Source organism: Paenibacillus sp. S28 (assembly GCF_016624415.1).
Lineage (GTDB): Bacteria > Bacillota > Bacilli > Paenibacillales > Paenibacillaceae > Paenibacillus_AQ > Paenibacillus_AQ favisporus.
The window spans coordinates 1-18,820 of record NZ_JACVTM010000014.1 but is presented as its reverse complement, the minus strand read 5'-3'; the positions used below and the strand labels follow the sequence as shown (position 1 = coordinate 18,820).

The 18,820-nt window shown below is 53.7% G+C and carries 20 protein-coding genes and 1 other annotated feature; all 20 genes read left to right on the top strand.

Going from position 1 to position 18,820, the window contains the following annotated elements:
* The first annotated feature begins 104 nt into the window (after positions 1–104).
* Positions 105–620, top strand: a complete 516-nt coding sequence (locus IAE55_RS25935) for a DUF2179 domain-containing protein (protein ID WP_076174398.1) — start codon at positions 105–107, stop codon at positions 618–620.
* Between the two features lie 541 nt (positions 621–1,161).
* Positions 1,162–2,331: an ABC transporter ATP-binding protein gene (locus IAE55_RS25930; RefSeq protein WP_200634289.1), complete on the top strand. Its 1,170-nt coding sequence runs from the start codon at positions 1,162–1,164 to the stop codon at positions 2,329–2,331.
* Positions 2,328–2,987, top strand: a complete 660-nt coding sequence (locus tag IAE55_RS25925) for an ABC transporter permease (RefSeq protein WP_105446171.1) — start codon at positions 2,328–2,330, stop codon at positions 2,985–2,987. Before IAE55_RS25930 ends, IAE55_RS25925 begins: the two co-directional genes overlap by 4 nt.
* Before the next feature lie 41 nt (positions 2,988–3,028).
* Entirely contained in the window at positions 3,029–3,931 is a 903-nt protein-coding gene (locus tag IAE55_RS25920) for a glycine betaine ABC transporter substrate-binding protein (RefSeq protein WP_145163066.1), read from the top strand.
* Between the two features lie 12 nt (positions 3,932–3,943).
* Positions 3,944–4,642 (top strand): ABC transporter permease, encoded by a 699-nt coding sequence (locus IAE55_RS25915; protein WP_076174406.1) that lies wholly within the window; start codon positions 3,944–3,946, stop codon positions 4,640–4,642.
* Between the two features lie 213 nt (positions 4,643–4,855).
* Entirely contained in the window at positions 4,856–5,719 is an 864-nt protein-coding gene (locus IAE55_RS25910) for a M23 family metallopeptidase (RefSeq protein ID WP_234489882.1), read from the top strand.
* Positions 5,712–6,575, top strand: a complete 864-nt coding sequence (locus tag IAE55_RS25905) for a M50 family metallopeptidase (protein ID WP_200634287.1) — start codon at positions 5,712–5,714, stop codon at positions 6,573–6,575. Before IAE55_RS25910 ends, IAE55_RS25905 begins: the two co-directional genes overlap by 8 nt.
* Before the next feature lie 127 nt (positions 6,576–6,702).
* Complete coding sequence (locus tag IAE55_RS25900) at positions 6,703–7,947, top strand: Rne/Rng family ribonuclease (protein ID WP_145163060.1); 1,245 nt, start codon at positions 6,703–6,705, stop codon at positions 7,945–7,947.
* A gap of 58 nt (positions 7,948–8,005) precedes the next feature.
* Positions 8,006–8,092: a sequence feature (ribosomal protein L21 leader region), on the top strand.
* Between the two features lie 13 nt (positions 8,093–8,105).
* Positions 8,106–8,417, top strand: a complete 312-nt coding sequence (rplU, locus tag IAE55_RS25895) for a 50S ribosomal protein L21 (RefSeq protein WP_076174416.1) — start codon at positions 8,106–8,108, stop codon at positions 8,415–8,417.
* Positions 8,418–8,430: 13 nt separating this feature from the next.
* Positions 8,431–8,763, top strand: a complete 333-nt coding sequence (locus IAE55_RS25890) for a ribosomal-processing cysteine protease Prp (RefSeq protein WP_200634286.1) — start codon at positions 8,431–8,433, stop codon at positions 8,761–8,763.
* A gap of 17 nt (positions 8,764–8,780) precedes the next feature.
* Positions 8,781–9,092, top strand: a complete 312-nt coding sequence (gene rpmA, locus IAE55_RS25885) for a 50S ribosomal protein L27 (RefSeq protein WP_076174421.1) — start codon at positions 8,781–8,783, stop codon at positions 9,090–9,092.
* A 245-nt stretch (positions 9,093–9,337) separates the two neighbouring features.
* Positions 9,338–10,078 (top strand): Spo0B domain-containing protein, encoded by a 741-nt coding sequence (locus IAE55_RS25880; protein WP_200634285.1) that lies wholly within the window; start codon positions 9,338–9,340, stop codon positions 10,076–10,078.
* A gap of 13 nt (positions 10,079–10,091) precedes the next feature.
* Positions 10,092–11,402 (top strand): GTPase ObgE, encoded by a 1,311-nt coding sequence (gene obgE, locus IAE55_RS25875; protein WP_105446177.1) that lies wholly within the window; start codon positions 10,092–10,094, stop codon positions 11,400–11,402.
* Positions 11,403–11,608: 206 nt separating this feature from the next.
* On the top strand, positions 11,609–12,046 hold the full coding sequence (locus IAE55_RS25870) for an ACT domain-containing protein (RefSeq protein ID WP_076174428.1): 438 nt from the start codon (positions 11,609–11,611) through the stop codon (positions 12,044–12,046).
* 63 nt (positions 12,047–12,109) lie between these two features.
* A complete protein-coding gene (locus IAE55_RS25865) occupies positions 12,110–13,396 on the top strand; it encodes a homoserine dehydrogenase (protein WP_200634284.1) in 1,287 nt (428 codons plus the stop codon).
* Positions 13,397–13,444: 48 nt separating this feature from the next.
* Entirely contained in the window at positions 13,445–14,515 is a 1,071-nt protein-coding gene (gene thrC, locus IAE55_RS25860; RefSeq protein ID WP_076174432.1) for a threonine synthase, read from the top strand.
* Positions 14,512–15,471 carry a homoserine kinase gene (gene thrB, locus IAE55_RS25855; RefSeq protein ID WP_200634283.1) on the top strand — a complete coding sequence of 320 codons (960 nt, stop codon included), beginning with the start codon at positions 14,512–14,514 and terminating at the stop codon, positions 15,469–15,471. The genes thrC and thrB overlap by 4 nt, the downstream gene beginning before the upstream one ends.
* A 4-nt stretch (positions 15,472–15,475) precedes the next feature.
* Positions 15,476–16,372 carry a prephenate dehydratase gene (gene pheA / locus IAE55_RS25850; RefSeq protein ID WP_145029081.1) on the top strand — a complete coding sequence of 299 codons (897 nt, stop codon included), beginning with the start codon at positions 15,476–15,478 and terminating at the stop codon, positions 16,370–16,372.
* A 3-nt stretch (positions 16,373–16,375) separates the two neighbouring features.
* Positions 16,376–17,260, top strand: a complete 885-nt coding sequence (ilvE, locus tag IAE55_RS25845; protein WP_145163051.1) for a branched-chain-amino-acid transaminase — start codon at positions 16,376–16,378, stop codon at positions 17,258–17,260.
* Positions 17,261–17,428: 168 nt separating this feature from the next.
* The coding region (locus tag IAE55_RS25840; protein WP_200634282.1) for a LysM peptidoglycan-binding domain-containing protein at positions 17,429–18,820 on the top strand (1,392 nt) is incomplete at its 3' end.

Here is an 18,820-nt window from a genome sequence, read left to right as displayed (position 1 = left end):
AGGCCATTTCCTTTCAATCATCCATCCCGGGCGTGAATAGAGGCTTGGCGAATTGGGTTAAGTTACTACAAAGACAACCTGAGAATAGACAAGGGGTGCTTACTATGCTCGGAATACTGATTTTTATTTTCGTCATCCAAATCGTGTACGTCTCTTTCTTTACGCTGCGCATGATCCTGACGTTGAAAGGCCAAAAGTATTTGGCCGCGGTGCTCAGCATGTTTGAAATTACGATTTATGTGCTCGGACTCAGCATCGTGCTGAAGTATGTCAATCAGCCGCTGTCCCTGATCGTGTATGCCGTGGGCTACGGCCTTGGCGTTCTGGTGGGCTCGTGGATCGAAAACCGGATTGCGCTCGGCTATATTACGATGAAGGTCATCGTCAATGATCCCGGGAGCGATATGGCCAACACGCTGCGCAACATCGGGTATGGCGTCACCTCCTGGATCGGCAGCGGCCGCGACGGCCATCGTCTGGTCTTCGAAGTGCTTGCCAAACGGAAAAACCAGAAGAAGCTCTACAACTCCATACTGGAGCTTGACCCGAAGGCATTCATTGTCGTCACCGAGCCTGTCATGCTGCATGGGGGATTCTGGACCCGGGGAACGAAAAAATAGTACGGCGGACGTTTCATACGGGATCGGGAGACGGTGGTGCAGTGGCTGCATTTTCTTTTTTTTAAAAAAGCCCCCCACCTGTTTCATTTTGCAGCAGAATGGGTAATAAACTAAAACCTGCTGTGAGCCAGCCAGGCAGGAGGTCCCAAATTGTTACTTGGAATCGGATCCACAGTCGCATTTCGCCAATCTTCCGTCCAGGTCCAAAAGAGTTAGGCTTGTCTATTTGCAGTTTGGCATGTCTGTTGAACGCGAGAAACTAAGGATGCACGGATGCTTAGCTTCATCCATTCGTTGCATATGGCAACGTTCACGCCGTATATGGATGATTCCTTTAACTCCCCGTTAGGAAAACCGCTTTTCCACTACATAACAGGCCCGTGAGCCTATCTTATGAAACAAGCTCGGATACTTGAAGATTGAAGCCATGTTTGATGAGCCCGCTCCCATTTGCGGACGGACCATGTCTTTGCGCCGGATGGCGGATGATATGCGAAATGCTCCACATACTATGAATACAGCTGGCTAAAGGAGCGATTGAATGATTGTACTGGATCATGTAAACAAAGTGTATGATGACGGGTTTCATGCCCTCAAGGACATCAACCTGGAGTTTAAGAAGGGGGAAATTACAGTCTTGATTGGCCCCAGCGGCTGCGGCAAATCGACGACCATGAAGCTGATCAATGCCCTGAACACCCCTTCCTCAGGAAAAGTACTGATCGACGGAAAAGACATCTCCGGGCTCAACCCGGTGGAACTGCGCCGGAACATCGGATATGTTATTCAGAGTGTAGGCTTGTTCCCTCATATGAATATCGCCAAAAACGTGGCGGTCGTCCCTCATTTGAAAAAGTGGGATAAAGAGAAAACCGACCGGAAAGTGAACGAACTGCTCGACCTGGTTGGTCTCGACCATACCATATACCGGAACCGTTATCCTTCCGAGCTCAGCGGCGGGCAGCAGCAGCGGGTCGGGGTAATCCGGGCGCTGGCGGCCGACCAGGATATCATCCTGATGGACGAGCCTTTCTCGGCGCTGGACCCGATCAGCCGGGAGCAGCTGCAGGATGAACTTATCCGGCTGCAGCAGGAGCTGAGCAAAACGATCATTTTCGTGACACATGATATGGACGAAGCGATCAAAATCGCGGACACGATCGTGCTGATGAAGGACGGGCAAATCGTGCAGACCGGGAAGCCCGAGGCGATTCTGCGCCATCCGGCGAATGACTTCGTCCGCAACTTTATCGGCTCGAAACGGCTGCAGAGCGAAAGCGAGCTTTCCTATGAAATTCCGCTCGTCGACGACGTTATGATTACGAATCCCGTGACGGCATTCCCGAATCGAGGCTTGGCGGAAGCGATCAAAATGATGGAGTCCAAGCGTGTAGACTCCCTGTTTATCGTGGACCGGAACAAGCAGCTGCAGGGTGCGGTCTCGATTTACCGGGTGCTGGACATGTACGGGGAAGAGGGCAAAACGGTTGCCGACGTCATGGTCCCAGTCCGCTTCTCGGTATCTTCGGGGAGTACGCTTCCCCAGGCCATTGAGCTCATGGACAGCCACCAGCTGAGCAATATCCCTGTGGTCGACGGAAATAACCGGTTCCTGGGACTGGTAACCCGGGGCAGTGTCGTCAAGCATCTGGCCGAGGTGTATCCGAACCTCGCTCCTCCGCAGCCTGCCGGAGAGGGGGAGCCGGTGTGAATGAATTTTGGAGCTTTATCACCGAAAGGTACCCGGATATCCTGCTGGCCCTCCGGCAGCATCTGACCATCTCCTTTTCCGCGGTGATCCTCGGGACGATCGTTGCGGTCCCTGTCGGCATTTTGCTGGTATACAACCGGGTCGGCTGGATCAACAGCGTCGTATTTTTTATCGCGAACCTGTTCCAGACGATCCCGAGCCTGGCGCTGCTGGCCATTCTGATTCCGCTGCTTGGCATCGGCGTGAAGCCGGCGATTTTGGCGCTGCTGCTGTATTCCCTCATGCCGATTCTGCGGAACACGTACGACGGATTCCAGTCGGTGGATAAAGGCGTGCTGAATTCCGCCAAAGGCATGGGATACAGTGCAGCCCAGACGATTCTGAAAATCCAGCTTCCCTTATCGCTTCCTTATATCATGTCTGGCATACGGATCACGACGGTGTATATCATCAGCTGGGCGACGCTTGCTTCCCTGATCGGGGCAGGCGGACTCGGGCAGCTGATCGTTTCGGGACTTGGCGTTAACAAGCCGGAAATGATCTTTATCGGTGGCATCGGCGCAGTTGTGCTGGCTCTGGTGGCCGATGGCCTGCTGGGGCTGCTGGAAGGCTGGCTGACCCGGCGCTACCGTCAAACCCGGAGTGCTGCCGTATGACAAGGCTGACGAAGCCCTTTAGACTGATCCGAGGAGGCGTGATGAAACTGAAAACGTTCAAATTGTCGTTATTTTTGTGCTGTGCCATCCTTCTAACAGGCATCACTTCGGCCTGCGGGATCCAGCAGGATGTGGTCATCGGAACCCAAACCTACACCGAAACGAAAATTTTGGCCGAAATGTACAAGGCCTTGATTGAAGATAAAACCAACGTCAGCGTCGGCATCATTCCCGACCTGGCTTCAAGCTCGATCGTCATCAATTCGATGAAAAGAAACGACATCCAAATGTCCACGCTCTATACGGGCGAAATTTTCAACAACCATTTTCCGATCAGCGAGACCAAGGACCGGGCGAAGGTGCTCGAAGAAGCCAAGGCTGGGTTTGACAAGTACTTTCATTTTACCTGGCTGGATCCGTTAGGCTTTGAAAATACGTATGCCTTTACGGTCCGTAAGGATCTCGCCGATTCGAAGGGCTACCAGAAGATTTCGGATGTCAAAAAAGATATGGCGTCCATGAAGCTCGGCGTTGATACGACGTGGCTGGAACGGGAAGCGGACGGTTACCCGGCCTTTTCCAAGGCTTATGGCATCAATTTCGGGCAGGTGTTCCCGATGGAGATCAGCCTCGTGTACAGCGCGGTGGCGAACCGTCAGGTCGATATCGTGCTTGCTTATTCCACGGATTCCCGCTTGAAAGCCTATCAGCTGCAGACGCTGAAGGATGACAAGCAGTTCTTCCCTCCGTACGACGCGAGTCCGGTGATCCGGACGGACATCCTCCAAATGCATCCTGAAATCAAAGACGCCATTGCTCCGTTAATCGGGCATATCGATGCCGACACGATGATTTCGCTGAACTACCAGGTGGATATCGAGAAGAAAAGCGAGCGGGAAGTCGCGATTGCCTATTTGAAGGAGAAAGGTTTGATCAAGAGCTAGAGGAGGTTTAGCATGGACGAGAAGAAGCTAACGTTTATGGATTTCGTATCTTATGTCTCGCGGAACAGCGGGCTATTATGGGAGTATTTCATCCAGCATATTTTGATGGTGGTGATCGGGTTGGGGCTTGCGATCGTCATCGGGGTACCGCTCGGTATTTTGTGCTCCAGAAGCCGCTGGGCGGCGAAGGTCATTCTGTTCATCACCAACATTCTGCAGGTCATCCCCAGCCTGGCGATGCTCGTCATCCTGATGCTGTGGCTCGGCCTGGGTATGAAGACGGTGATGGTCGGTTTGTTCCTGTATTCGCTCAACCCGATCGTCCGTAATACGTACGTCGGGCTCAAGCAGGTGGACCCGAGCTATATGGAATCCGGCAGAGGCATCGGCATGAGTCCGTTTCAGCTCCTCTATAAAGTCCGGTTCCCTTTGGCGCTGACCTACCTGATGTCAGGGATCCGCATCGCTGCCGTTATTGCGATCGGTGTCGTGACGATTGCGCCATTGGTCGGCGGCAGTGGTCTGGGGCGGGAAATTTATGCGGGCCTGAACAGCAACAACTCGCTGCGGATTTTTGCCGGTGCCATCCCTGCGGCGCTGCTGGCGATTGTGGCAGACATCGTGCTGGGCTATCTGCAGAAGAAGCTGGACCTGAGCAAACGGAAGTCGTCGGGCGCCGCCCCGGTCCCGCCTAAAATTCAGAAGGTGTGAGAAATGGAAGCAAAAGCAGCTTCGGGAATGTCCCGGGGCTGCTTTTTTGTGCTCTGTAACTGTGTGAATAGGCATTGGAGTAGCAAGGATCCTGAAACGCCAATAGCCAATGCTATGGAATCACATGGTGGAACAGGCTTGTTCTAAAAACGGGACTTTCCCACATAAACTGGTATAAAACAAGCCTCGAAAAGGGGATGAGAACAAGTGGACATGAAATCTTCCATCAAACAGCGGAGAGAAGAACGGATCCGCGATCTGCTGACCAGAGACGATTTGTCAAAAACGATGCCGATCCAGCCGCCCTCGCAGCCCTCACCATTGCCTGTACAGGACGAGCCAAGGCTGTGGAGCCGGGGCAAACTGCCCGAAAGCTACGTGCCCGAGCCCGATCCGGAGAAGCAGTGGAAAAAGGAACGTTATCAGGCCGGGGGCCCCTTTCATAGAAAGCACCACTTTGTTTCCGGCTTCATGTGGCGCCTGTTTTTCAGCGCCATCGTGTTTGCGGGAGTGTGGGGCGTGTTCCACTTTCCGATCAACCAGCCGTGGAGCGGCAAAGTGCAGAGCTTTGTCGTTCAATCGCTGAACCGGGAAATGGATTTTCAGGCTGCAGAAGCCTGGTATGAAACATACTTCGGGAAAGCTCCCTCTTTTATCCCTATTTTCAAACAGGATCCGGTGTCCCCATTGAAAGTCGATGCATCCAAATCGATGGTGCCCCCGATCGAAGGGAAAATCGTACAGGCCTTCGCCGTCAACCTGAAAGGAGTGGAAATTGCTCCGGATGAGGTTTCAAGCACGGCGCTTCAGGTGAAAAGTGTAGAAACGGGACGTGTCATGGAAGTGTCGGATTCGCCGGAAACCGGATTCTCGGTGACCATCCAGCACTCCGGCGGCCTGGTTGCGACATACAGCCATTTGCAGGAGACGCAGCTGCAGAAGAACGATTGGGTTGAGGCCGGAGACCCGGTCGGGTCGCTCGGACAGGGGAGTGACGGTGAGACGCCGACCCTGTTTTTTGCGGTCAAAGAAGGGGGCCATTATGTGGATCCGGCCGATGTGATCCCGATTGATTAACGTTCGCGGAATGACCCTGTCGCTGCACCCGTTTTTCGTGATCCTGATGCTGTTTTCGGTCGTTACCGGGCATTTCCTCGAGCTAATTACGCTGTTCGTCATCGTATTCATTCATGAGCTGGGACATGCCGGGGCTGCGCTGATGTACGGCGTTCGCATCCGTTCGATTCAGTTCCTCCCGTTCGGCGGGGTGGTGGAAATCGAAGATCAGGGCAGGCTGTCCGCGTGGAAGGAAATCGTCATCGCGGCAGCGGGGCCTTTGCAAAACGGAATGATGATCCTGTTCGCGCTGCTCCTCCGTCTGGCCGGCTGGGGGGATGGCGCCTTTCTGTCTTATGTAATTTATGGCAACGCGATGATTGCATTGTTTAATCTGCTGCCGATTTTACCCCTTGATGGAGGCAAAATATTACAGTCGGCTGCCAGCTTATTTTTCCCCTATCACCGTACGCTTCTGTGGTCCTCGAGGATCAGCGTTGGGGCGAGCATGATCGTCATTATATGCGCGCTGGCACCGCTTTTTCAAGGGAAGGGCAGCGTTCAGCTCAACCTGCTGCTGATCGGTATATTTCTGCTGTACTCGAACTGGGTCGACTACCGGAACCTGCCTTACCGATTTACAAGATTTCTCATGCACCGTGAATCGATGTACACCCGATCCAGAGCGGACGGGGAACTCGCGCAGCCCATCGTTGCCGATCCGGCGAAACATTTGGACAGTATCCTGCGTCTATTAAAAAGAGAGAAATACCATCTTATTTATGTGATGAACGAGCGCGGAAAAATCATTGCCGTGCTTCCCGAGCAGCGCATTATTTCTGCTTATTTTGCGACAGATCGTACTTCGTGGATATAAATACGCAAGGAACAACGAACGTGAAAAAGGTGTGAATGCGGGCTGCTCCTAACTCAGGGATGGAGCTAATTTAAAGGAGATTTCATGGTACAATGAAAAAGATATGTCTTCTGGCAGGGGTGAAGCCATGAAACAAATGATCGTTCACATCGAACCGAAGCTGACCCAGATGGCGCTCTTGGAGGAAGGCAAGCTGGTGGAATTCGCTGCCGAGCGGAGCCAGGGGCACAGTCTGGTCGGGAGCTTTTACAAAGGGCGTGTCGTCAACGTATTGCCCGGCATGCAGGCCGCGTTTGTGGATATCGGCCAGAAAAAAAACGCCTTTTTATACGTGGACGACGTGCTGCATCCGCATTTGGAGAAGCAGCCGAAGGACAAGCCGAATATCGAATCGCTGCTGCGCGTCGGGCAGGAAATCGTCGTCCAGGTGATGAAGGAGCCGCTTGGCGGCAAAGGCCCGAGGGTGACGACGCATTATTCGCTTCCGGGCAGATGGATCGTGTATATGCCGCATGCGGATTATGTGGCCGTCTCTAAGAAGGTATACCGGGAGCATGACCGGAACCGGCTGAAGGTGCTGGGCGATTCCCTCCGGAGGAGCGGAGAGGGCGTCATCATGCGGACCGTCTCCGAGGATGAGCATCCGGATGCCATCGAAGGGGATTTGAACGCGCTGCGGGAGCGGTGGATAAGCATTCAGGAGAAAGCCGACGCCTGCGCGGCACCGTGCCTGCTGCACCGGGATCTCAGCATCGTGCAGCGGTTTATCCGCGACGTGTTCGATCCGGAGCAGGACGAGCTCTGGATTGATAGCAGGCCGGAAGCGAGAGAAGCCGAGCTGTTTCTGGAGGAGATCGCCCACGGCGGACACCGGCCCGTTCGAATGCACCAGGGCCACGAGCACATTTTTAGGGCCCATGGCGTTCAAGAGCAGCTGGAGCGGGATTTTGCGCGCAGGGTGACGCTGGAGAGCGGAGGCACGATCGTGCTGGATCAGACCGAGGCGCTGACGGTGGTCGACGTCAATACGGCGAAATATACCGGCGGCGGCAATTTGGAAGAGACGGTCACGAAGACCAATCTGCAGGCGGCTGAAGAAATCGCCCGGCTGATCCGTCTCCGCGACATCGGCGGCATCATTATCGTCGATTTTATCGATATGGAAGAGGAGAAGAACCGGCAGGAGGTTGTCAACCGGCTGGAGGCGGGCATGAGCCGGGACCGGACTAAGAGCCATGTCGTCGGCTGGAGCAAGCTTGGCTTGCTGGAGCTTACGCGGAAGAAAGTAAGAGAGGACACGGCTGTCATGTTTTCCAAATCATGCGAAGTATGCGGCGGAACGGGGAAAATAAACCTTCTGAGCGCGCATTGACTTATGATGGACGGATATGTTAATATCTATGAGTATGTGTCCAGTATTTATTGCTTGTCACATGCTGTAACCGCTCCGGTCGGGTTTACAAGTGCCGCTGTTGAAGACGGCAGGCCACCTGGATTAGGCGAGTCTGAGACATGAGGAGGTGCAAGCAAATGTACGCAATTATCGAGACAGGCGGTAAACAATACAAAGTTCAAGAGGGCGACGTATTGTTCATCGAGAAGCTGAACGCAGCCGATGGCGAAAGTGTAACTTTCGACCGTGTATTGGCCGTATCCGGTGACAACGGTCTGGTGGCAGGAACTCCAGTCGTAGCCGGCGCATCCGTAACCGCTAAAGTTGAGAAGCATGGTAAGGGCCAGAAGGTTGTTGTATACAAATACAAACCTAAGAAGAACTACCACAAGAAGCAAGGTCATCGTCAGCCATACACAAAAGTTACGATCGAGAAGATCCAAGCGTAAGAAGGTGCGCTAATTGATTAACGTACGGATATTACGCCGGGAAGACGGCAAGATTTGTGGCTTTGAAGTGAAGGGGCATGCGAACTACGCGAAGGCCGGAGAAGACATCGTATGCGCCGGAGTATCGGCGGTCACGGTGGGAACGGTCAATTCGGTGGAAGCATTAACCGGAACGGTCATGGACAGCAGAATGAACAACGGTTTTCTGAGCGCGGACGTTCCTTCGATGGAGGAATCAGGCGTGCACGAACAGGTTCAGTTGCTGCTGGAATCGATGGTGGTTATGCTGAAGTCCATAGCAGAATCATACGGGAAGTATATTCAAATACAAGAAGTACATTACTAACAGAAGGAGGAGACAACATGTTAAAGCTGAATCTTCAATTGTTCGCTTCGAAAAAAGGTGTTGGTTCCACAAAGAACGGACGCGACAGCCAAGCGAAACGTCTCGGCGTTAAGCGTGCTGACGGCCAAACCGTTACTGGCGGAAGCATCTTGGTTCGCCAACGCGGAACGAAAATTCATCCTGGTACGAACGTGGGCATCGGCAAAGACGACACTCTGTTTGCTAAAGTGGACGGCGTTGTGAAATTCGAACGTTGGGGCCGCGACCGCAAGAAAGTGAGCGTTTATCCTGTGGATGTCGCTCCTGTAGCGGCAGCAGTAGAAGCTTAATTGTCTGCGAACGCAGAATGAACAAGAAGCCTCCGGCAATGCTTGCCGGGGGCTCTTTTTGAATTAAAGCATATTCTTGGGAGTCCCCCCCTGCAAATCAGCTGAATATGCGTTGGAGCAAAAGCCCCACTTGGTGGGGTTATTTTGTAGGCCGTCTATTATTGATATGAACATAACTGGACAATTATGGTATACTGGGCAATGATGTTAACTATCTCATGTGTGGGACGGGGACGGGGAGTGCTATGAAATTTGGGAAGAGCATAATGGCCGCTGCGGTCATTTCAATCGTGATTCCGTTAGTATTTATATACCGTGGCGGTTCATGGATTTGGTACATGATCCTTCCGCTGTGGATATTAGCGGTGCTTTTTCTCGGATATGCGCAGATTCGCCGGAGTACTTCGCGTCATCATGATGCCGTAGTCCGCAGTTTGGAGCAGACGGCCATCCGTACGCTCAACCATCACCGCCATGACTGGATGAACGATTTGCAAATTTTGTATGGTTATATCAAGCTCGGAAAAAGTGATAAAGCGGTTCAATGTGTGGAAAGAATAAAGGAACAGATGGCTGTCGAAAGCAAAATAGCCAAGCTGGGCATTCCTTCGCTTATTTTCTACCTTCAGTCTTTTCGCAGTACCAGCAGCAATTTGGAGCTGGACGTTCACGTGGATGACCAGATGACGTTGATCAACAACCTCAGCCAGGAAGAAGGGGCCAATCTGGCCTTGGCCGTCATCCAAACGATCCGGGCATATCAATACAGCAGCAATTCTTCGCGGGGCGAGTCCCGCAAACTGTTTCTGAGCCTTTATGAGGAAGGCTCGGAGCTGATCGTAAGATTTGAGGAAGAAGGTTCCCTTGGGGACCCGGAACTGCTTCGGCAGCAAATTTATAATGTGGTACTAGGCAAGAAAATGAAAGCAGAGCAGATCGATCCGACTCAGGCTTCATTTGAATTGCGCGTGCCGTGTGGAGCATGAGGAAGGTGAAGTCATGTTTGTAGATAAAGCGAAAGTCTATGTCAAAGGCGGCGACGGTGGTGACGGCCTGGTGGCTTTCCGCCGGGAGAAATACGTGCCGGAAGGCGGGCCTGCCGGCGGTGACGGCGGCAGGGGCGGAGATGTCATCTTCCGTGTGGACGAAGGTCTGCGCACGCTGATGGATTTCAGATACCAGCGCCATTTCAAAGCCAAACGCGGCGAGAAGGGCCGCAACAAGAGCCAGCATGGCGCAGGGGCAGAGGACATGATCGTCCGTATTCCGCCGGGTACCGTGCTGATTGACGATGATACGGGCGAAGTCATTGCCGACTTGACGCATCATGGACAGCAGGTGGTTGTTGCCAAAGGCGGCCGCGGCGGTAGAGGCAACATCCGTTTTGCCACCCCGAACAACCCGGCTCCCGAGCTCGCCGAGCACGGGGAGGAAGGCCAGGAACGGTATGTGGTGATGGAGCTGAAAGTGATGGCCGACGTCGGTCTGGTCGGCTTCCCGAGCGTTGGGAAGTCCACGCTCTTGTCGGTCGTTTCCGGTGCGAGACCGAAAATCGGGGCGTACCACTTTACGACGATTACGCCGAACCTCGGTGTCGTGGAGGTCGCGGAAGGCCGGAGCTTCGTCATGGCCGATCTGCCGGGATTGATCGAGGGTGCTCATGAAGGGGTCGGCCTCGGGCATGAGTTTCTCCGCCACGTGGAGCGGACCCGCGTCATTATCCATGTGGTGGATATGGCGGGATCCGAAGGACGGGATCCATACGAGGACTGGGTCAAAATCAACGACGAGCTGAAGCTGTACAACGCCACCCTGGCCGAGCGGCCGCAGATCGTAGCAGCGAACAAAATGGATATGCCGGAAGCGGAGGACAACCTGGCCGAATTCCGTGAAAAAGTCGGCAAGGACCGACCTGACCTGGAGATCATGCCGATCTCCTCGCTGACCCGGCAGGGTGTTCAGGAGCTGCTCTACCGTGCGGCGGATCTGCTGGACCAGATTCCTGTGGAAGCCGCGCTGGAAGAAGTACCCGAAATCACCGAAAGAAAAGTGTACAAGCTGGATAAGACCGAGGACAACTCGTTCACAATTACGAGAGACAACGAGGCTTATGTGGTCCACAGCGTCAAAATTGAGCGCCTGCTCAAACGCATGCAGATGAACTCGCATGAAGCGATTCTGAAACTTGCGCGGACGATGCGCCATATGGGGATCGACGATGAGCTTCGCAAACGCGGTGCCGTTGAGGGCACCATTGTGAGAATCGGCGATTTTGAATTCGAGTTTGTAGAAGGCAGCAGCTACTATTAAACATACAAAAACCGGACACCGTATATTTCGTATACGGCGTCCGGTTTTTTGTTGCTGCCCCTTTTGTTTCTGACATTTTACGTTACATGGCGGGCATTTTTTTGTATGATGGAGATTAAAAAGGCGTCGGACTATTGACCGTCAGGCAAGGGTTCCTATATAATGTCCACTATATGAATACATCAGTCTTTGAGGAGAGGACGTTCGTGAAAGAACGCTATTATTTGGTCCGGGAAGACATTTTGCCGGAAGCCGTTGTCAAGACGATGCAGGTGAAACAGCTGCTAGCGGCCGGGGACGCGAAGACGGTTCATGAAGCCGTGGAACAAGTCGGGCTGAGCCGCAGCGCTTTTTATAAATACAAAGACGGAATCCACCTGATCAACCAGTTGGAGCGCGAGCGGATCGTGACGATTTCCATCGATATGGAGCACCGGGCGGGCATGTTGTCGAAAGTGCTGAGCACGGTGGCCGGTTATGGCGGAAACGTGCTGACGATCCACCAGAGTATTCCTTTGCAGGGGATGGCGAACGTGGTGATATCCGTCGAAGTGACGCGGCTTGGCGACGAGCTTGGGGACATGCTGGAAGGCATGCGCGACGTAGCGGGAGTCAAGCGGGCGAATTTGATCGGACAGGGGTAAGTCCGTGCCTGGTGTCACAGAAGACAAAGAATGTTTATTTGGAGATTCACGGGAGGTATGAGAATGAAGCCGGTTAAAGTTGGATTGTTGGGTCTGGGCACGGTCGGTACGGGGGTCGTCAGGATCGTGGAAGGCCATCAGGAGGATTTGAGCAGCCAGGTGGGCTCTCCGGTCATCATCGAAAAGATCGCGGTGAAGAACTCCGGGAAAACGCGCAGTGTGGCCGTTGATCAAGGCAAATTGACGGAAGATCCGTGGGATGTGATCCGTGACCCGGAAATCGACGTCATCGTCGAAGTGATGGGCGGTATTGATGAGACGAAGTCCTACATTTTGGAGGCGCTGGAGCGAGGCAAACATATTGTCACGGCCAACAAGGACCTGATGGCGCTGCACGGAGCGGAGATTTTGGCCAAGGCTCAGGAGAAGCAGTGCGACGTTTTCTACGAGGCGAGTGTGGCGGGAGGCATTCCGATTATCCGGACGCTGATCGAAGGATTTTCTTCGGACCGCATCTTGAAGATCATGGGGATCGTGAACGGTACCACTAACTATATTTTGAGCAAAATGAGCCAGGAAGGCGCGTCCTATGAGGATGTGCTGGAGGAAGCGCAAAAACTGGGTTATGCCGAATCCGACCCGACCTCCGATGTCGAAGGATTGGACGCCGCCCGCAAGATGGCGATTCTGGGTACGCTCGGCTTCCGCTCCAACATCGAGCTGAAGGACGTCAGCGTGCGCGGCATCTCGCAGGTGACCAAGGAAGACATTACGTATGCCAAACGCCTTGGCTACGAAATGAAGCTGCTTGGCATTGCAGACCGGCAGGACGATCATTTCAGCATCAGTGTGCAGCCGACAATGGTGCGCAAAGGGCACCCGATCGCCGCTGTGAACGGCGTCTTCAATGCCGTATACGTGTACGGGGAAGCGGTCGGCGAGACGATGTTCTACGGCGCCGGCGCCGGCGAAATGCCGACGGCTACCTCCGTTGTGGCCGACCTGATGGCTGTCATCAAAAACCTTAGACTGGGCGTCAACGGCCTGAAAGCGATCGTTCCTTACAAGCCGAAGAAGCTGAAGACCGATGAACAGATCAGTTACAAAAACTTTATCCTGCTTCATGTTGACGACAAAGCCGGTGTTCTCGCCAAAATTACGCAGGTGTTCGCCGAATTCGGAGTCAGCCTGGAGTCGGTTGTACAGCAGCCGAACGAGCACAATCCCGAAGCGGAGATCATCATCGTGACGCATCAAGCCAACAAAGCGAGCATGGATAAGGTGCTTCAGCATTTTGAAGGGCTGGACGTCATCCGCAGAATCAAGAGCGTATACCGGGTTGAGGGGTAACCCCGCCCATTCAAATAACTACCTCGAATACAGAAAAGGAGTCTTACGATGCCATACCAAGGTTTACTGCAAACGTACAAGGAATATTTACCCGTGAACGACAATACGCCTCTCCTGACGCTGAAGGAAGGCAACACCCCGCTGATCCGTGCCGAAAATTTGTCGGAGGAGCTTGGACTCGATCTTTATTTTAAATATGAAGGGCTGAATCCGACCGGTTCGTTCAAAGACCGCGGCATGGTCATGGCTGTTGCCAAGGCCATGGAGGAAGGCAGCCGTACGATCATGTGTGCTTCCACGGGCAACACCTCGGCTGCAGCGGCGGCCTACGCGGCGCGCGGCGGCTTGAACTGCATCGTTCTCATTCCGAACAACAACATTGCGCTCGGCAAGCTGGCGCAGGCTATGATTTACGGTGCCAAGGTTATTGCCATTGAAGGCAACTTTGACCGTGCTCTGGAGATCGTGCGCGATATTACAGCCAAGCATCCGATCACGCTCGTAAACTCCGTCAACCCTTTCCGCATTGAAGGGCAAAAGACGGCCGCATTTGAAGTGGTGGACCAGCTGGGCAAAGCGCCGGACGTGCTTGCCATTCCTGTAGGCAACGCAGGCAATATCTCCGCGTACTGGAAAGGCTTCAAGGAATACCACGCAGCCGGCAAAGCCTCCTCGCTGCCGCGCATGGTCGGCTTCGAAGCCGAAGGCGCGATGGCTATCGTGAAGGGCGAGCCGATTCTCGAGCCGGAAACGGTAGCAACTGCCATCCGGATCGGCAACCCGGCCAGCTGGAAGACCGCTGTTGCTGCGGCGGAGGAATCCAACGGTCAGATCAATTACGTCACTGACGAAGAGATTCTGAGCGCATACCGCACCATTGCCGCACGTGAGGGCGTCTTTGCCGAGCCGGCTTCCGCCGCATCGGTAGCAGGGGTGTACAAGCTGAAGCGCGAAGGATTTTTCAAAGGTGGAGAGACGGTTGTCTGCGTCCTGACCGGGAACGGACTGAAGGACCCGAACGTGGCGCTGAAAACGGTCAACGCCGAGCCTATCGTCGTTCCGGATACGGAGGAAGCCGTTATGGAGGCGATCGCGAAGCTGGAAGAGGAGCGGGTATGATTCAGCCTGACGGGGTACGGGTGAAAATTCCTGCCAGTACCGCGAATCTCGGGCCGGGCTTTGACACGCTGGGCATGGCCTTGTCGCTGTACGCCTGGATCGAGATGAAGGAAGCGGAGCAGACCGTATTTCATTTGTACGGAGACGAAATGCAGGGAATTCCCCGGGATAAAAGCAATCTTTTGTATCAAGTCGCGCAGCAGGTGTTCGAGCGGGCGGGAGTCCAAGTGCCCGAGCTCGAAATATCCATGTATTCCGATATCCCCTTGACCCGTGGGCTGGGAAGCAGCGCCACGGCGATTGTCGGGGCATTAGCTGCGGCCAACGCACTCATCGGGTCACCGCTGAGCAAAGCGGAGTTGTTTGATATGGCCACAGGGATTGAAGACCATCCCGATAATGTCGGGGCTTCTCTGTATGGCGGCATCATTACAGCGATTTGGGACGGTGTTCATGCCGAATGCATCCGCTTCGATCCGCCTGAAGATATGGAAGTGCTGGTCGTCGTCCCGGATTTTGAGCTGCAGACTTCAGAGGCCAGGAAAGTTTTACCAGATCATATCAGCCGCAAGGATGCGGTGTATAATGTATGTCGGGCTTCCTTTTTGGTCGGAGCGCTGGCCAGCTGCCGGATGGACCTCATCGGCAATGCGATGTCGGACCGTCTGCATCAGCCGTACCGGGCTCCCCTCATTCCGGGCATGACCCGGATTTTGGAGGAAGCGGGGAATCACGGCGCGCTTGGCGTTGCGCTGAGCGGTGCGGGTCCTACGCTGCTCGCTTTGGTGGACCGCCAACAATCCAGAAAGAACGAACTGGAAGCCTTCCTCCTGAATACGATGAGGGCTGAGGGCATCAACGCATCCGCCAAATGGCTGCTTCCCGACGTGGAAGGAGTCGTTGAGATTTCCGGGATGCCGTCCCGTTCATTTATGGATATGGTAAAGGGGAAGTAAGCGCATGAAACGAATTGCATTATTGCCGGAAGGGTCGGTGTCGCACGAGGCCGTCGCGTATTTGCTCGGGGATGAGCCGGTGGAGCTGGTCTATCATAAGCTGATTTCCGACGTATTTTTGTCGACGGCTCAGGGAAAAACCGATTATAGCGTCATTCCGATTGAGAACACGATTGAGGGCTCGGTAAGCCTGCATATGGACTGGTTGGTGAATGAAGTCGACATTCCGATGCGGGTGGAGTGGGTCTATCCGTCGATCCAGAATTTGATCGGTGACCGCCAGGAGTTTATGTCCGAGGCAGGGGAGATCGATTACAGCCGGATTGAGAAAATTTTGTCTCATCCTGTAGCCACGGCCCAGTGCCAGCAGTTTATCCGCCAGCATGCTCCGCAGGCCGAGCTGATCAACGCAGGCAGCACAACCGAAGCCGTAGGCATCGTCAAAGCCAATCCGGGCAAAGGTTGGGCCGCCATCGGCACAACGCTCGGAGCGGCTACTCACGGGCTCGACGTGCTGGCCAAACGCATTACCGATCATGACAACAATTTTACCCGGTTCGTACTGATCGGCCATGAGGAACTTCCGCCGCTCAACCGGCCGGTTGAACAGCAAAAAACGAGCGTGCTGGTGACGCTGCCCGAGGATTTTGCGGGAGCGCTGCATCAGGTGCTTGCAGCCTTTGCTTGGAGGCGTTTGAATTTGTCGCGGATTGAATCCAGACCAACCAAGAAAAAGCTGGGAAGCTATTACTTTTATATCGATGTGCTCGAATCCGTGGACTCGGTGCTGCTGACGGCGGCCTTCGGCGAGATCGAAGCGCTGGGCTGCCAGGTACGCGTGCTGGGATCTTACCCGAGCTTCACTTATCAGGATCAGGAACAAAATTCGGAGGTGCGGTAACAGATGTCAGAACAGTGGATTTACTTAGATGGAGAATTTGTAACGAAAGAAAACGCGAAAGTTTCGGTGTTTGATCACGGCTTCCTGTATGGGGACGGCATTTTTGAAGGAATCCGAATCTATGAGGGCAACATTTTCAAATGCAAAGAGCACTTGGACCGCCTGTATGATTCCGCCAAATCGATCGATTTGGTCATCCCGCTGTCCTTCGAGGAAATGCGCGACGCCATGGCGGAAACGATTCGCCGGAATGATATGCGCAACGGGTATATCCGTTTGATCGTATCGCGCGGTGTGGGGAACCTGGGCCTGGATCCGAGACGCTGCCCGAAGCCAACCGTTCTTATTATCGTGGAGCAGCTGGCGATTTATTCGGAGGAAGCCTATTTGAACGGACTGAGAGCGGTATCGGTATCGCAGCGCCGCAACCTGCCTGATGCACTGAATCCGAAGATTAAGTCCCTGAACTACCTGAACAACATTTTGGTCAAAATCCAGTCGAATTTCGCGGAAGCAGACGAGGCGATCATGCTGAATGCGCAGGGATATGTGACCGAAGGCTCGGGCGACAACATTTTCCTCGTTAAAAACGGTGTCGTCTACACTCCTCCTTGCTACCTTGGAGCGCTGGAAGGCATTACGCGCATGGCGATTATCGAGCTCTGTGAGAAGCTGGGCTACAAGCTGAAGGAAGAACCGTTCAGCATGCACGACGTGTACATTGCCGACGAAGTATTCTTTACCGGAACCGCTGCCGAAGTCATCGCCGCCCGAGAAATCGACGGACGCGTCATCGGACAGGGACAGGCTGGGCCGATCACTTTGAAGCTTCTTGAAGAATTCCGGAAAATCGTTACGCAGGACGGTTACAAAGTTTGGGAATCCTGATTCCGACAGCCTTTTTATGACCTGTTTTTCTCTAAAATCCTTTCACGATCTTCTTCGTGGAAGGATTTTTTTGTCTAAAGGGATGTCATCCGCCTATCCCCTGCATAAGATGTAGTAACGAATGGAGGCGAACCCACGCCTACAAGAAGTTTAGGAGGTATTTGCCGCGTGAAAATACACATGGTTAAAAGTGGCGACACATTATATGAGCTTTCGAAAAAATACGGCGTTCCTTTGCAAAAAATTATCGACGCCAACCCGCAAATCTCCGATCCAAACCAGCTTACGGTCGGACAGAAAGTCAAAATTCCTGCGGAACCGATACAGGTTCCAAACAACGATCAAATCATCCATAAGCATGTCGTCAAGCAGGGAGACAGCCTTTGGAAATTGTCCAAAGCCTGGGGTGTGACGCTCAAGGATATGATCGACGCCAACCCGCAGCTCAAAAATCCGAACGCGCTCCTTGTGGGGGAAGTGGTCAACATTCCTAAAGTCGGTGGCGTTACAGCCGAGAGTGTAGACGGGAATGCGAATGCCAAAACGATCCCCGGCAACAAAACATATACCGGTCCCAAAGAAGAACTGACGGCACCGATTGAGGAGAATGTGAAGCCGGAAGAGGCGGAAAAGCCGAATAAAGAAGAGCTTACCGCGCCTATGGAAGAAAATAAGGAAGAAAACAATGCCCAGGTGCTGCCGCAGCAGCTTCCCGAGCTGCCGAACATACCGTCTCCACCCCCGCTCCCCAACCTGTCGATGAACCAGGAAATGCCGGAAATGACCTCGCCGAATTACACCTTTCCAAACGTGATGCCCATAGCGGAAAACCAGCCTAACGTCATGCCTGCTGCCGAAAACCAGCCCAATGTGATGCCTATCATGGAGAACAAACCTAATATCATGCCTGCGGTGGAAAATCAACCGAACGTGATGCCGGTAGCCGAGAAGAAGCCGACCTACAGCAAAGAGACCATTTATAGCGAAGTTACGCATAACCTCTTTATTCAGTACCCGGGTCCCGTGCACGAAGTGGCTTCCTATCACGACATGCCGAATGCCGAGAACGCAAACCTGCAGCACGTCATGCAAGAAAACAAGCAGAAAACACCGTATTATCCGGGAATCGTTCAGGGTACCGAGTATGAACCGGGCCCCAATGCTTATCCGACAGGTGTGTCCCCTGCCTATGCGCCGCATTGGGAAAATCACGAGCATCCGGTCGCTTATGAGCCTATCCACGTGGGGCCGGCCCATTACCAGCCGAATGAGGCGTTTCCGCACAGTGTAGAGCCGGCGTTTTATCATCCGGTACACGCTGGAATTGCGCCGTATAGTCCATGTGGGTGCCAAGGAGTGGTATCTCCGTATTCGGGAGTAGATCCATTCTACGCTCAGCCCTATAGTGAGCCGATAGCAGCATATCCAAACGCGAATGCCATGTTTCCGAATACTCAAGTAAGTCCGGCAGCAGCCTATCCGAACCAAATGCCGATGGTATCCCCGGCCGAAGCTTATCCGAACCAAATGCCGATGGTATCTCCGGCCGAAGCTTATCCG